This is a genomic window from Neobacillus cucumis (genome assembly GCF_023715505.1).
Genome location: NZ_JAMBOH010000003.1, coordinates 401690 through 417395, shown reverse-complemented (window position 1 = coordinate 417395; position 15706 = coordinate 401690). Strand labels below are relative to the sequence as shown.

Annotated in this window: 11 protein-coding genes and 1 other annotated feature; of the genes, 9 read left to right on the top strand and 2 right to left on the bottom strand. The window is 41.0% G+C overall.

Going from position 1 to position 15706, the window contains the following annotated elements; translation table 11 throughout:
- Positions 1-924 precede the first annotated feature (924 nt).
- The 6 genes from M3226_RS07145 (at position 925) to M3226_RS07120 (ending at position 9872) form a co-directional block, all read left to right on the top strand.
- Complete coding sequence (locus M3226_RS07145; protein ID WP_251563898.1) at positions 925-2109, top strand: MDR family MFS transporter; 1185 nt, start codon at positions 925-927, stop codon at positions 2107-2109.
- Positions 2110-2238: 129 nt separating this feature from the next.
- A complete protein-coding gene (locus M3226_RS07140; RefSeq protein WP_251563977.1) occupies positions 2239-4017 on the top strand; it encodes a sensor histidine kinase in 1779 nt (592 codons plus the stop codon).
- Positions 3992-4738, top strand: a complete 747-nt coding sequence (locus M3226_RS07135) for a LytR/AlgR family response regulator transcription factor (RefSeq protein ID WP_251563896.1) — start codon at positions 3992-3994, stop codon at positions 4736-4738. Before M3226_RS07140 ends, M3226_RS07135 begins: the two co-directional genes overlap by 26 nt.
- A 138-nt stretch (positions 4739-4876) precedes the next feature.
- On the top strand, positions 4877-6670 hold the full coding sequence (gene cstA / locus M3226_RS07130) for a carbon starvation protein CstA (protein WP_251563894.1): 1794 nt from the start codon (positions 4877-4879) through the stop codon (positions 6668-6670).
- A gap of 138 nt (positions 6671-6808) precedes the next feature.
- Positions 6809-7031 (top strand) — a binding site (T-box leader).
- A 44-nt stretch (positions 7032-7075) separates the two neighbouring features.
- Positions 7076-9493 carry a leucine--tRNA ligase gene (leuS, locus tag M3226_RS07125; protein WP_251563892.1) on the top strand — a complete coding sequence of 806 codons (2418 nt, stop codon included), beginning with the start codon at positions 7076-7078 and terminating at the stop codon, positions 9491-9493.
- A 64-nt stretch (positions 9494-9557) separates the two neighbouring features.
- The gene (locus M3226_RS07120) at positions 9558-9872 is read left to right on the top strand and encodes a rhodanese-like domain-containing protein (RefSeq protein WP_251563891.1); all 315 of its coding nucleotides are present in this window, start codon (positions 9558-9560) and stop codon (positions 9870-9872) included.
- 246 nt (positions 9873-10118) lie between these two features.
- Here the strand turns inward: M3226_RS07120 and M3226_RS07115 are convergent, their stop codons facing one another.
- Positions 10119-10517, bottom strand: a complete 399-nt coding sequence (locus tag M3226_RS07115; protein ID WP_251563889.1) for a hypothetical protein — start codon at positions 10515-10517, stop codon at positions 10119-10121.
- A gap of 142 nt (positions 10518-10659) precedes the next feature.
- Between M3226_RS07115 and M3226_RS07110 the strand changes: the two genes are divergently transcribed.
- Positions 10660-10845, top strand: a complete 186-nt coding sequence (locus M3226_RS07110) for a sporulation protein Cse60 (protein ID WP_144564628.1) — start codon at positions 10660-10662, stop codon at positions 10843-10845.
- A gap of 947 nt (positions 10846-11792) precedes the next feature.
- Here M3226_RS07110 and M3226_RS07105 read toward each other — a convergent pair.
- Complete coding sequence (locus M3226_RS07105; protein WP_251563887.1) at positions 11793-13067, bottom strand: NAD(P)/FAD-dependent oxidoreductase; 1275 nt, start codon at positions 13065-13067, stop codon at positions 11793-11795.
- Positions 13068-13270: 203 nt separating this feature from the next.
- Here M3226_RS07105 and M3226_RS07100 point away from each other — a divergent pair, with 203 nt between their 5' ends.
- Positions 13271-14902, top strand: a complete 1632-nt coding sequence (locus tag M3226_RS07100; RefSeq protein WP_251563885.1) for a putative polysaccharide biosynthesis protein — start codon at positions 13271-13273, stop codon at positions 14900-14902.
- Positions 14892-15611 carry a pseudouridine synthase gene (locus M3226_RS07095; RefSeq protein ID WP_251563883.1) on the top strand — a complete coding sequence of 240 codons (720 nt, stop codon included), beginning with the start codon at positions 14892-14894 and terminating at the stop codon, positions 15609-15611. Before M3226_RS07100 ends, M3226_RS07095 begins: the two co-directional genes overlap by 11 nt.
- Positions 15612-15706: the final 95 nt, after the last annotated feature.

The window sequence follows — 15706 nt, the reverse complement described above, 5'->3', positions numbered from 1 at the left end:
AATTGCCTTCGAGGGTTATAAAGAGCTCAAAACAGTCGAAGCCCTAGAATCCAATTGCCTTCGAGGGTTATAAAGAGTTCAAAACAGTCGAAGCCTTAGATTCCAATCGCGTTCGGGGGTTATGAACCGCTCAAAACAGTCGAAGCCTTAGATTCCAATCGCGTTCGGGGGTTATGAACCGCTCAAAACAGTCGAAGCCCTAGATTCCAATTGCCTTCGAGGGTTATGAAGAGCCCAAAACAGTCGAAGCGCTGGAATCGAATCGCCTTCGGGGGTTATGAAGAGCCCAAAACAGTCGAAGCGCTGGAATCGAATCGCCTTCGGGGGTTATGAACCGCTCAAAACAGTCGAAGCGCTGGAATCGAATCGCCTTCGGGGGTTATGAACCGCTCAAAACAGTCGAAGCGCTGGAATCGAATCGCCTTCGGGGGTTATGAACCGCTCAAAACAGTCGAAGCCCTAGATTCCAATTGCCTTCGAGGGTTATAAAGAGCTCAAAACTGTCCCAACCCTGGAATCCAATTGTCTTCGGGGGTTATGAACCGCTCAAAAATGTCGAAACCCTGGATTCCAATTGCCTTCGAGGATTATAAAGAGCTCAAAACAGTCGAACCCCTAGATTCCAATTGCGTTCGGGGGTTATGAACCACTCAAAACAGTCGAAGCCCTAGATTCCAATTGCCTTCGAGGATTATAAAGAGCTCAAAACAGTCGAACCCCTGGAATCGGATCGCCTTCGGGGGTTATGAACAGTGTCGAAACTCTAGATTCCATCAGCCCTCAGGGGTTATGAACCACTCAAGCTCTTATCTTTCGAAAAAGCAGAATTTTTAATTTAAAAAAGAGTAAAACGAAAAAGATTGCACCCATCCTGTTAATGGAATACAATGTATCTTTGATGTTTATGGTAAAGGAGCGTTTTTCATGCCACGTGCCTTATGGCTGTTAATTATTGGGATGGCAGTGAATGTAATTGGCTCTTCTTTTTTATGGCCTCTAAATACAATCTATATTCACGATCACTTGGGAAAATCTTTATCTGTTGCCGGTATTGTTCTGATGCTTAATTCTGGATCAAATGTGATCGGTAACCTGTATGGCGGTCATTTGTTTGATAAAATGGGCGGCTATAAATCTATCATTCTAGGAATTGGAATCTCTTTATTAGCCCTAATAGCTTTATCCATCTGGCATAACTGGCCCCAATACGTTGTTTTCTTAACCATCTTGGGTTTTGGAACAGGAATTATTTTTCCTGCCATGTATGCGATGGCTGGTTCCGTATGGAAAGAGGGGGGACGTAAATCCTTCAATGCTCTCTATGTGGCCCAAAATGTGGGGGTTGCCATTGGGGCTTCACTGGGTGGGATTGTCGCTGACTATTCCTTTCAACTCATTTTTCTAGCCAATACAATTATGTATATCATCTTTTTATTGATTGCTGTCTTAGGGTACAAAGGGATCTCTGCAGACACAGCACATGAAGAACCCAAGGATGTAAATGTAAAGGCAGTTAGCAGAATGAATCTCCAAGCATTAATGATTCTGTGTTCAGGCTATTTGCTTTGCTGGGTTTCCTACAGTCAATGGATCACAACGATTGCTTCTTATACACAGGAAGTTCATATAACACTTACCCAATATAGTTTATTATGGACGATTAACGGTGCGATCATCGTGCTGGGGCAGCCATTTTTAAATGGGATCCTCAAAGTACTTAACTCATCATTAAAACTACAAATTCTGATTGGTATTGGGATCTTTATTATTTCGTTTATTGTAGCAGCTAAGGCCAGTGCATTTTCAGGATTTTTGGCCGCAATGATTATTTTATCAATCGGTGAGATGTTCGTATGGCCGGCGGTTCCAACGGTTGCTTTCGCGTTAGCGCCAAAAGGCCGGGAAGGTTATTATCAAGGGATTGTGAACAGTACTGCCACTGGAGGAAGGATGATTGGTCCAGTGCTTGGCGGATTACTGGCCGACCACTATAATATGTCCACTTTATTTACAGTACTAATCTTGTTATTTATTATCGCGATCGGCACAACCTTAGTCTATGACCGAGGTTTGCTGCCTAAAAAGAAGATTACCGCAAAAACGATATAAGTTTATTAAACCACAGCTGAAAATGACTGTGGTTTTCTTTTAACATATAAATGCTCTCCTATCTTATTTTTTGATATAGTAATTCTATAGAGTTGTAGTCCTGAGAGGAGGATGAAAGTGGGGGACGATATGCTTACCTTATTTCCTCTTATGCTTGAGCGGGTTGGTATTTTAATTATTGTTGCTTTTATATTATCAAGAATGAAATCGTTTCGGCAGGTAATCCATAATGAGCGGGGGATAGCAGCAAAAGTAACCATAATGGCTATATTTGGTGCCTTCGGGATCATCAGCAATTATACCGGTGTAGAAATAGGTCATGGGATGGTTACGTCACAAGATTGGCTGACAAACGTTGATACTGCCGGTGCTATTGCGAACACAAGGATCATGGGTGTGGTCATTGGCGGTCTGCTGGGCGGGCCGATGATTGGTATCGGAGTAGGCTTAATTGCTGGATTGCACCGATTATCTCTTGGAGGATTCACGGCGGTTGCCTGTGCTGTCTCGACCATTTCTGCAGGAGTTGTCACTGGATTTTTAAGTAAGCGTTTTAAAATAGGGGAAAGAGGCTCTACCTCGAAAGCCGTTATCATGGGGATTTTGATGGAATGTCTCCAGATGGGAATTATTCTTTTATTAGCAAAGCCCTTTGATGAAGCCCTTAATCTTGTAAAACTGATTGCCTTTCCGATGATTGCAATTAATGGTTTTGGGACACTTTTATTTTTACTTATTATTCAGGATATTTTTCATGAACAGGAACGAACACGGGCATTACAGACCCATAAAGCTTTATATATTGCCAATCAAACACTGCCTTTTTTTCGCCAGGGCTTGAATAAGGATTCTTGTACAAAAGCGGCGGAGATTATTTTGAAATGGACGGGGGCAGATGCCATCGCCATCACAAATCAACAGCAAGTATTAGCTCATGTTGGAGCTGCATCCGATCACCATCTTCCGTCCGAAACCTTGGCCACCGAATTAACCAAGAAGGTATTGGATCAAGGCAGGATCATTATTGCAAAATCAGCCAAAGAAATTCATTGTTTTAATCCGAATTGCCCATTAGTAGCGGCCATTGTGTTACCTCTTACGGTAGATGATAAAACGGTGGGAACCTTGAAGCTTTATTTTACAAATTCAAGCAAATTAGATCGTGTTGAACAGGAGCTGGCAGAAGGTTTAGGGAAATTATTCTCTGGTCAGCTGGAAATGGCTGAATTAGAACGGCAGAGGCGCTTATTAAAAGATGCTGAAATAAAAGCACTACAGGCCCAAGTGCACCCTCATTTTTTGTTTAATGCGATTAATACCATTTCAAGCCTTGTCCGAACAGATGCAGACCAAGCAAGAAAGCTATTAATTCAGTTAAGTGTTTTTTTTCGCAGTAATCTCCAAGGTGCTCGTCAAATGTTGATTCCGCTTGAAAAAGAGCTTGAGCATGTCGAGGCCTATTTGTCGATTGAACAGGCAAGATTCCCAGACCGCTATAGTGTGCAATTAGAAATTGATCCATCATTAGAAGCGGTCTTAATACCACCATTTACTTTGCAGCCTCTGGTGGAAAATGCGATTCGCTATGCCTTTTCAAAAAACAAAACGGGAACTGTTCGAGTACGGGCCTTTCAAGCTGAGGGGAGAATGGTTCTTGTTACAGAGGATGATGGAAAAGGGATAACAGAGGAGAAACTTGCAGTACTAGGAAATGAAACAGTCGATTCAGCCGATGGAACAGGTACCGCCTTATGGAATATTAAGAAGAGGATTGAAGAAATTTATGGGCCGGATGCATCGTTACAGATTGATAGTATACTAGATAAGGGAACGAAGGTTGTGATTAATTTGCCATTAACAGGGCAAAGATGGGGTGAACAAAGTGTTAAAAGCCTTTATCGTGGATGATGAACCGCTTGCGAGAGACGAGCTTTCTTATTTGCTCAAACGCAGTAAGCAGGTTGAAGTATCAGGAGAAGCTGATTGTGTCGAAGCAGCACTCGAGAAATTGAAAAACTTAGATATTGATGTCATCTTTTTAGATATCCAGCTTGCAGATGAAAGTGGTATTGAAATAGCCAGTAAATTAAATCAGTTAGACTATCCGCCTTTGATCGTGTTTGCTACGGCATTTGATGAATATGCGCTTAAAGCTTTTGAACTCAATGCCGTTGATTATCTATTAAAACCCATCGATGAAAAAAGAATCCAGAAAACGATTGATAAGCTCTATAAGCTAGCGGGCAGTAGTGAACAGAATATACCACTTTTATCTAAGCCGCATTCGTTTCAAAATGAGCGATTGGAAAAACTAGCCATTTCAATTGATGAAAAAATCGTTTTACTTCATATAAATGACATTGTCTATATTGGCACGCAGGACGGAAAAACCGTTGTTGCTACAGAAAAGCAAAAATGGTGGGTTAATGAACCATTGGTAACATTTGAACGAAAATTACATAATACGTCTATTATTCGCGTTCATCGTGCTTTTTTAGTAAATATTGATGCCATTATAGAGATTGAACCATGGTTTAATTCTACCTACAATTTAATTACGAAATCCGGCGATAAGGTTCCAGTCAGCAGAACCTATACAAAGGAACTGAAACAGCTGCTTGGAATTTGACAGCTGTTTTTTGTATTTCAATTCGGAATTTATGTCTTTTAGCCCCAGAATACCGCAACTTATCTTGAAAAACACATGTTATCGTTTTCATTTAATATGATTAAGATAAGCTATTAAATTTTGGGAGGATGAAAGAAAATGAATGCGGTTTCAGTTGTGATTGGCTCCATCTGTATCTTAATGATTGCGTACCGTCTATACGGGACTTTCATGGCTGCAAAGGTCTTAAAGTTAGATGACTCCAAGCCGACACCGGCTCACGAGTTAAATGATGGAAAGGACTACGTTCCAACAAATAAATGGGTGACATTCGGCCACCACTTTGCCGCAATCGCGGCTGCAGGTCCACTTGTTGGGCCAATCCTGGCAGCACAATTTGGTTATTTGCCAAGTTTACTTTGGCTATTAATTGGAGCTGTTATTGGGGGTGCGGTCCATGATGCTGTGGTACTTTATGCTTCCATGCGTAAAAAGGGGAAATCCTTATCGGAAGTAGCAAAGGGTGAATTAGGTCCTGTTGCAGGTTTTTGTACTGGACTTGCTATGTTATTCATTATTACGATTACAATGGCTGGTCTTTCAATGGTCGTGCTTCATGCCCTAGAGAATAATCCTTGGGGAACCTTTTCAGTAGGAATTACGATTCCCATTGCGATGGGAGTAGGAATTTTTTATAAGAAAACAGGTAATTTAAAGATCACTACGACAGTAGGATTTATCCTAGTCATGGTCGGTGTCTTTGTTGGACCCATGATTCAAGATACGATAATTGGGGATTGGCTCACACTGGATACCAAAACATTAGCCATTATCCTGCCAATCTATGCTTTCTTTGCAGCGGCACTGCCTGTATGGCTGTTGCTTGCTCCACGGGATTATTTAAGCAGTTTTATGAAGATTGGTGTATTTATTGCCCTTATCATCGGAGTTTTCATTATTAATCCGACCATTCACATGCCAGCATTTACGAAGTTTACACAAGGCGGCGGTCCTGTCATAGCTGGTCCAGTTTGGCCATTTATTTCGATAACGATCGCTTGTGGTGCGATTTCTGGTTTTCATGCCTTTGTTGGTTCAGGTACCACGCCTAAAATGCTAGATCGCTGGTCAGATATTAAGGTGGTTGGTTTTGGAGCGATGTTAGTAGAATGTGTCGTTGGGATTATGGCATTAATTGCCGCAACTGCGCTTCAGCCGGCCGATTATTTTGCGATTAACTCTACCCCAGAAGTGTTCAAAACATTAGGAATGCATGTAGACCAATTACCAAAGCTTGCTCAGGAGATTGGAATTGACTTGGAAGGACGAACAGGCGGTGCGGTAACACTAGCTGTAGGTATGACCTATATCTTTACTGCCATTCCTTGGTTTGCGAAATTATCATCCTACTTCTTCCAGTTTGTCATTATGTTTGAGGCTGTTTTTATTTTAACGGCAATTGACTCTGGTACACGTGTAGCCCGTTATTTAATTCAAGATTTCTTTGGAGAATTCTATAAACCTTTGAAAAAAACAGACTGGCTGCCAGGCTCCATTTTTGCAAGTGCTTTAGCCTGCTTTATATGGGGATATCTACTCTACTCAGGAGACATCGGTTCGGTTTGGGCCCTGTTTGGAGTATCCAATCAGTTAATGGCCTCCATTGGTCTAATCATTGGTGCAACCGTTATTCTAAAGGTTGCCGATAAACGGTGGTACATGTTTACTTGTTTAATACCTCTCGCGTATTTATTTGTTACCGTTAACTATGCCGGTTATTGGATGGTCAAAAACGTCTACTTAAATCCAGCCGCAGCAGGGTACAGTGTCTTGAATGGTGTTCTATCTATTATCATGCTAGTCCTTGGGATTATTATTATGGTGACAGCATTTAAGAAATGGACTACGATGTGGAATTCTCCGCGTTTTCAATTTGGTTCAAGGGTTGCATAGAAAAATGGGGCAGTTGACTTCAATAGTCAGCTGCTTTTCATGTTTAAAAAAGTCCTTACCCGTCCATCCTGAATTTAGGCAAATGTTTGCTTGCATAGTAGCAGAAAATTTAATACAATAACCGTAATACTTTATATTAAAAAAACAGTGATCAGGAGTAGTAATGATTCATACTCGACAGATTAGAGAGTTGACGGCTGGTGAAAGTCAACCGAGTATATCATGAACTCGCCTTTGAGTTGCAGATATGAACAAACAGTAATGTCTGCCGTTTACCGCGTTAAGGTTGAATGAAGCGAGTGTTTAGGCACTAATGTGGGTGGTACCGCGGGAAGATACATATAATCCTCTCGTCCCTTTTTGGGATGAGGGGTTTTTTTATTTATCATAGGAGGAAAATCAAAAATGAGCTTTAATCACGAACAAATCGAGCAAAAGTGGCAAAAAAAGTGGGAAGAAGAAAAAACGTTCAAAACGAGCGAAGAATATGATAAACGGAAATTCTATGCCTTAGATATGTTTCCATATCCATCCGGTGCAGGGCTTCATGTAGGTCACCCAGAAGGATATACGGCAACAGATATTCTTTCCCGTTTAAAAAGGATGCAAGGCTATAATGTTCTTCATCCAATGGGCTGGGATGCCTTTGGATTGCCTGCTGAACAGTATGCATTAGATACAGGTAACGACCCTGCAGAATTCACAGAAAAGAACATAAATACGTTCCGCCGACAAATTAAATCACTAGGTTTTTCATATGACTGGGATCGTGAAGTGAACACAACGGATCCTGACTATTACAAATGGACTCAGTGGATTTTCTTAAAGTTGTGGGAAAAAGGGCTAGCCTATATTGATGAAGTAGCCGTCAACTGGTGCCCGGCACTTGGAACAGTTTTAGCCAATGAAGAAGTAATTGACGGAAAAAGTGAACGCGGCGGCCATCCGGTTGAGCGCCGTCCGATGAAGCAATGGATGTTAAAAATAACTGCTTATGGTGACCGTTTACTTGAGGATTTAGAAGAGTTAGATTGGCCGGAAAGTTTAAAAGAAATGCAGCGAAACTGGATTGGCCGCTCTGAGGGAGCCGAAGTCACTTTCAAAATCGATGGACATGATGAAACTTTTACCGTGTTCACAACACGTCCAGATACTTTATTCGGTGCAACTTATGCAGTGCTGGCTCCTGAGCATGCCTTTGTTGGAAAAATTACAACAGAAGAGCAGCGTGCAGCTGTTGATGCCTACTTAGATAAAGTTAAAATGAAGAGCGACCTAGAGCGTACAGACCTAGCGAAAGAGAAAACAGGTGTATTTACCGGTGCGTATGCCATTAATCCTGCAAATGGCGAAAAAATGCCAATCTGGATCGCTGACTATGTATTAGTAAGCTATGGAACAGGTGCGATTATGGCTGTCCCTGCCCATGATGAACGTGACTATGAATTTGCTAAAGTTTTCAACTTACCAATTAGGCCAGTCGTCGCAGGCGGAGATGTGGAGAAAGAAGCCTACACTGGTGACGGTGAGCATATTAACTCTGAGTTCTTAAATGGCTTAGATAAAGAAGAGGCCATTTCAAAAATGATCGCCTGGTTAGAAGAAAAAGGAATTGGTACGAAGAAGGTTACTTACCGTTTACGTGACTGGTTATTCAGCCGTCAGCGTTATTGGGGCGAGCCAATTCCAATAATCCATTGGGAAGATGGCACGATGACAGCCGTTCCGGAAGACCAGCTGCCGTTAACCTTACCAAAAACAACAGACATCAAACCGTCTGGAACTGGAGAATCACCACTTGCTAACATTGAGGACTGGGTAAATGTTGTTGATCCAAAAACAGGTAAAAAAGGCCGCCGTGAAACAAATACCATGCCGCAATGGGCAGGAAGCTGCTGGTACTATTTACGATATATTGATCCAGAAAATGATCAAGAACTAGCATCACAAGAAAAATTAAATCATTGGCTTCCAGTTGATATTTACATTGGCGGTGCCGAACATGCCGTGCTTCACTTGCTATATGCACGTTTCTGGCATAAGTTCTTGTATGACATCGGTGTGGTGCCAACCAAAGAACCATTCCAAAAGCTTTTTAACCAAGGAATGATCTTAGGCGAAGGCAATGAAAAGATGAGTAAATCAAAAGGAAATGTTGTCAACCCTGATGACATCATTGAAAGCCACGGTGCCGATACCCTTCGTTTATACGAAATGTTTATGGGGCCGCTTGATGCATCGATTGCGTGGTCGACCAATGGTTTAGATGGATCCCGCAGGTTCTTAGATCGAATTTGGCGCCTGTTAGTGGAAGAAAACGGCGAGTTAAGTCCGAAAATCCAGTCAAATGAAGAAGCATCAAACCTTGAAAAAACGTACCATCAGACTGTGAAAAAAGTTACCGAGGATTATGAAGGATTAAGATTTAATACAGCCATTTCACAAATGATGGTATTCATCAATGAAGCATATAAAGCAACCGTTCTTCCAAAGGATTACATCGAAGGCTTTGTAAAGTTACTAGCCCCAGTTTGTCCGCATATCGCTGAAGAGCTATGGGAAAAACTGGGACATAGCGGCACCATCTCTTATGAAGCTTGGCCTGCATATGATGAAGCGAAATTAGTCGATGATGAAATTGAGATTGTCATTCAAGTAAATGGCAAAGTCAAAACGAAGTTAAAAGTTCCAACAGATGCAACGAAAGAGGCATTGGAAGGAATTGCAATGGATGATGATCGTGTCAAGGAACAAATCGAGGGTAAGACGATTCGCAAAGTGATTACGGTACCTGGTAAATTAGTTAATATCGTTGCGAATTAGTCTGCATGAAAATTGAACATCCTCCTGTAAAATGGGGGATGTTTTACTGAAAGGGATGAATGGGATGGAAGAAATTAACGTGATTACACCAGAAGAATTACAAAAAAAGCTCGAGGCAGGGGAAAAACTGGAGCTTGTCGATGTACGGGAAGATGAGGAAGTAGTTTTTGGAATGATCCCGGGGGCAAAGCATATTCGGATGGGGGATATTCCTGCTAACCTAGACTATTTTGATAAAGATAAGGAATATATTTTTATTTGCCGTTCCAGTCACCGCAGTGGTAACGTCTGTCATTATCTTCAAGAACAAGGTTACAAAGTCCGTAATATGATTGGCGGAATGCTGGCTTGGCCATTTGAAACTGAATACACAGAATAACCGATTCCGTTTTGGAATCGGTTTTTTTCATCGTTAAAGAAATTATAAAATTTTCGCTTCTGGATAACTCTTAATAACTGGACTATCGACGTCCAGTTCCAGCGCCTAGCCCCTCGATGGTCTACAGCCACTCAGGAATGAAGGCAAAGAACGCCTTCTTTCCCTGAGAGACTTATGCTTGTCGGAGCTGTTCAAGGCGCTTGCGCTTTTGTTCTAAGCAGCAAAAAGGTGTTCTCAAACTGCCAATCAGGTTCCACCTGTAGTGGTATCAAATCCATGATGATGACCAGAAAATGTTTCTCCGCTGTTACCGAATTGATCCTGTTGTTGATTGCTATTATCAAAGCCTTGTCCACTGTTATCAGTGTTTGTATCCGGTGTTTGCTGATTTTGGTCAAATTGCGAAGTACTGTCCCCGCCCCAGGAATTATTCAAATCCTGTCCGGATTGCTGATCTTGTTGCGAATTAGATCCCCCTTGGGAGGGCTGCTGATTTGTATTGTTATTTGATAGTTGTCCTTGATTAGTAGCTACTTGATTGTTGTTATTACCGCCGTTTGATAACCCAAGATAGGAGACCATTCCTGCTACAAGTGCTAAGCTGCCGAAGCTGACTCCCCAAGAAATCTTTTGTTTTTTATCCACCTGAGCTACTCCTTTCCATATTGACCTCAAAAGGGAGTTTACATGTTCAAACTTAAAATAACCTTAACTTTTATAGTTATTTATTTTTAAAATTCTGAAAAAGTGAGAATACTAGTAGAAAAAAAGAGAGGGAGAGAGACTTGTGATCCAAGTAAAGTTATTTGACCGGGAGCATGAAAAAGATTTAGAAAAAGAGATGAATCGATTTTTAAAAGGAATAGATGATCAAAGCCTTGTCGATATCAAGTACAATGTGGCGGCAATGACAGAAGAAGAAGAGGAAGAGCAGATTTACTGCTTTTCCGCAATGATTATTTATCGATCGTGAATCTCAAAAGGTAAGAACATAGTATTAACACTTAATAACGGGTTCACTTTAGAGGAGCAAATTTTCCAAACAAAGTAAAACACACTGGATTTCCCATAGGAAATGGCAGTGTGTTTTTTGTTGTTATATCAAGACATTTTGCGGTTTTTACTTCTTTTCCACATCCGAAATCACGTAGTTATTCTAAACTGTGAAATAATTATTGGAGAGTATGCGAATTTGAAGTGATTTTTAGCGTGAATAAAGAGGAGGATTGTATTGTGGTTAACTTTTGTTGTTTTCATTTATATTTGAGTAGCCAGTATCAATCATTGACTACCCAAAATGCTCCTTTTTCCCAATCACGGTAGTCAATAGCCTCGATTGACTACCCAAAATACTCTTTTTTCCCAATCACGGTAGTCAATAGCCTCGATTGACTACCCAAAATACTCTTTTCTCCCAATCACGGTAGTCAATAGCCTCGATTGACTACCCAAAATGCTCTTTTTTCCCAATTACGGTAGTCAATAGCCTCGATTGACTACCTAAGATACTCTATCAAACCAATTCCAGTCGTCAAGTCCATATGTGATTTGTCTTGAGAATTTGGTTGGGAAAACCTTGCGAATGAGTCAGCGATTTGACCTATTTTCCCTTACTTGTACCTTAAATGTTAACCCGTTATAAAGCCTAATAGATCTGTCTTTTTGGTGTATAGTTAGAAGTAGAGGCAGGTTCGGATAATTACGTGAATAAATTAGTCAAAGCAGTCTGAACTTGCCTCGTGTCCGGACACAACCACAGGTTCAGAAACGATTGGGTTAAAAATCTATCAAGACAGAGTTACTTCATGCTTTGCCTGGCTTGCCCTTTTAATTTATCCAGCCCTGACTAAAGACACCAGGCCGCTCACGATCCCCCTATGAATCCCTGAAAGTTGGTTATACAAGAACAAGTAGAGCCCTTCACGCCCGATTATTTTTGGCAGACAGAGCTGCATTGGTTCCAGCAAGCCTTCCAGTTACCAAGGCTGATGTAATGTTATACCCGCCTGTGTAACCGTGAATATCTAGGATTTCCCCACAAAAATAAAGACCCTCCATCAATTTTGAGGCCATCGTTTGCGGCTCGATCTCTTTTACGGTAACTCCGCCGCCCGTCACAAATGCCTTTTCGAGCGGAAGGGTGCCATTCACTTTGAATTGGAATTGCTTGCAGCCCTTTGCAAACGCACGGATTTTTTCGTTAGAAATGGTGCCTCCTTGCTCAGAAGGATCAATATCATTCATTTCTAGCAGAAATAGAAGATAACGCTCAGGTACCATTCCCTTTAAGGTATTTTTGATACTTTTTTTAGGTTCGCTTTTTACCAGTTTGACAATCTCTTGAAAAATTTCTTCCTCTGCTCGGTCTGGAACGGCATCAAGGCTCATCGTTACTTCTTTTAAATTCCACTTTTTCATTGCCTTTACAACAAATTGACTGCAACGCAAAACTGCCGGGCCGCTCACGCCAAAATGGGTAAACAGCATATCCATCCGATGCGAAATCAAGGGTTTGCCTTTCGGATTTAGCACACTAAGATTAATATCCCTTAACGATAATCCTTGCAGTGTTTTCTTTTTAATAAAGGGCTCGCTTGATGTCACTGGTACCTCGGTAGGGAACAATTCAGTGATTGTATGTCCTGCTTTTGCAGCCCAGGCGTAACCATCACCAGTAGACCCCGTGTGTGGGACTGATTTTCCACCCACAGCGATCACAACTGATTTGGTAGATATTTGTTGTCCATCTTTTAGCAAAACGGAAGAAACATGTCCATTTTCATAAAGGACGTCTGCGACAGGACTATTTTTGAAGACTCTTACACGCAGTTTTTCGAGCTGTTCTAGAAGGGCATCAACCACAGATTGGGCTTTATTGCTAACTGGAAACATCCGCCCGTGATCTTCTTCTTTTAATTCAATTCCCAGCTTTTCAAAAAAGCGAATAATATCTTCATTACTGAAGATAGAAAAGGCACTATATAAGAATTTTCCGTTGCCTGGCAAGTGCTTAATGATTTCGTCAACCGGTAGCCTGTTCGTCACATTACAGCGTCCCCCTCCGGAAATGGCTAGTTTTCGGCCGAGTTTATCTCCTTTATCGATTAAGAGGACTCTTGCTCCCTTTTCACCAGCTGCAATGGCCGCCATTAATCCGGAAGGACCGCCGCCGATGACTATACAATCGTAATCCATTTTATCCACCAACTTTAATTTATTCATTTCATTATAAACATAACTTGTGAAATTAAAACGAAAAAAGTCATTTTTTTAAGTGAATTAACTCGGTTGTGAGTGGCATCGGAGGGAAAGAAGTTGTAAACTACTAATAGTGCGCAAAAAACGTCGATTATTCTTGTGAATTTATTAACGTATCTTTTCGGGTAGGAAGGGATTTTATGCAGTCTAAGCTTTTAAGAGGAACGTTTATATTAACGCTCGGAACCATACTTTCTAAAGTAATCGGACTTATTTATGTTATACCGTTTTATCAAATTGTTGGAAAACATGGGACACAGCTTTATTCTTATGGATACGTCCCTTACACCATATTCATAAGTATCGCAACGGCAGGTGTACCACTGGCTGTTTCAAAATTTATTGCAAAGTATAATGCACTTGAAGAATATGCTGTAGGCAGAAAATTGTTCAAATCCGGATTAATGGTGATGTCTTTAACTGGTTTTGCTGCATTTTTAATTATGTATTTAGCAGCCCCTCTATTAGCAGAAATGAGTAATCCAGGAAAGGGTCAATTGGATGATGTGATAACCGTCATGAGGGCAGTCAGTTTTGCCTTAATTCTTGTTCCCTTTATGAGCTTGATCAGAGGATATTTTCAGGGGCATCAATCGATGGGGCCATCTGCAGCATCACAGGTTGTCGAACAAATTGTTAGGATACTATTCACGCTGGTAGGTGCTTATGTAGTCTTAAAATTTTTAAGCGGGTCGATGGTAACCGCTGTAAGTGTCGCCACTTTTGCCGCTTTTGTAGGGGCGATTGGAGGCCTTGCTGTCCTATTTTGGTATTGGTATAAACGGAAGCCATATTTAGATGAGCTTTTGGAGCAAGATAAAGGTACGGTCAATATTTCGCTGAAAGAGATTTATAAAGAAATTTTTATCTATGCGGCCCCCTTTGTATTTGTAGGGATTGCTAATCCATTATTCCAACTTATCGATCAATTCACCCTCACCAAGGCCTTAGTAGATATGGGAACGACAAAAAAATTGGCCGAGACGGCTTTTGGGATTCTGAACTTCGAGTCGCATAAAATTGTGATTATTCCTGTTTCTTTAGCGACTGCCTTTTCGTTAACCCTTGTCCCGAGCATTACGAAGGCATATGTTGAGAATGACCGTAAAAACTTGACTAATCAATTGAATCAAACCTTTCAGGTGTTATTATTTTTAACACTGCCTGCGGCGATTGGGCTATCGTTATTAGCAGAACCAGTTTATACGGCTTTTTATGAGCATGATGCCCTTGGGACACAGGTTTTAGGTGCCTATGCGCCAGTAGCCATCCTTTTTTCTCTTTATTCGGTGACGGCTGCAATTATGCAAGGGATTAATGAACAGCGGTATACGATTTTAAGCTTACTAGTTGGACTATTGGTTAAACTATCTCTTAATATTCCATTAGTAAAGATGTTTGAAACAAGAGGGGCTGTATTGGCAACAGCGATTGGCTACTCGGCCTCGATTATTATTAATTTAATTGTCATCAAATATTTCTCCCGCTATCAATATCGATTTGTTTGGCGGAGAAGCTTATTGATTATTATTTTTGCGGGCTGTATGTGGGCTGGAACGGAGTTTATGTATAAATTTTTAACGTTGTTTTTATCTCCGGCATCTAAAATGCAATCTGTCTTAATTATTTTAATAAGTGCCTTTGCAGGAGCAGCCATCTATTTTTATCTAGGATTAAAATCCGGACTTGCAACCCGATTATTCGGGAATAGAATTGAGCGTGTCCTCACTAAATTTAAGCTGCCAAGAAGGAGGCAAAGCGTTGAGAATTGATAAGATGTTAGCAAACCTTGGCTACGGCAGCCGGAAAGAAGTTAAGCAGCTTTTAAAAAGCGGTGCCGTTAGAATAGATGATGTAATCGTTAAGGATCCAAAACAGCATGTTGATGAAAAAATGCAAACTGTGACCTTAAATGGTGAAGTGATTGAATACAAAGAGTTTATTTATTTAATGATGAACAAGCCTCCTGGGGTACTGTCGGCAACGGAGGATAGTGCTGAGGAAACGGTAATTGACCTATTGGAGATTGGGGATCAAGTCTATGAGCCTTTTCCAGTTGGTAGGTTGGACAAGGATACAGAAGGCCTATTACTGATAACCAATGATGGTCAATTAGCGCATCGCTTACTTTCACCGAAGAAGCATGTGCCGAAAACCTACTTTGCTGTCATTGATAGAGAAGTGAATGAAGAGGATATAAAAGCCTTTGCTAAAGGGGTAACTCTTGATGACGGGTATGAAACAAAGCCAGGTGAATTGAAAATTTTAAAATCTGGACTTCGCTCTGATATTGAACTGACCATTACCGAAGGAAAGTTTCATCAGGTAAAAAGAATGTTTGAGGCTGTTGGGAAAAGGGTAGTCTATTTGAAGCGGATCTCCATGGGGCCTCTTCCATTAGATGAAACTTTAGAGCTCGGAGAATATCGGGAATTAACGGATGAAGAAGTTGAGTTATTGCGGGAGTATCAAGTCAAATAATCAGAAAGCAGCTAATTTTTTAGCTGCTTTTTGTGTTTTACCTGGATGGTCGATAAATTTGGAATTCGGTTGAAATATTAGTAACGAAGCTTAAA

Coding starts and splice junctions, on each gene's coding strand:
- M3226_RS07145 (WP_251563898.1), top strand. CDS start 925: ATGCCACGTGCCTTATGGCTGTTAATTATTGGGATGGCAGTGAATGTA.
- M3226_RS07140 (WP_251563977.1), top strand. CDS start 2,239: ATGCTTACCTTATTTCCTCTTATGCTTGAGCGGGTTGGTATTTTAATT.
- cstA (WP_251563894.1), top strand. CDS start 4,877: ATGAATGCGGTTTCAGTTGTGATTGGCTCCATCTGTATCTTAATGATT.
- leuS (WP_251563892.1), top strand. CDS start 7,076: ATGAGCTTTAATCACGAACAAATCGAGCAAAAGTGGCAAAAAAAGTGG.
- M3226_RS07120 (WP_251563891.1), top strand. CDS start 9,558: ATGGAAGAAATTAACGTGATTACACCAGAAGAATTACAAAAAAAGCTC.
- M3226_RS07105 (WP_251563887.1), bottom strand. CDS start 13,067: ATGGATTACGATTGTATAGTCATCGGCGGCGGTCCTTCCGGATTAATG.
- M3226_RS07100 (WP_251563885.1), top strand. CDS start 13,271: ATGCAGTCTAAGCTTTTAAGAGGAACGTTTATATTAACGCTCGGAACC.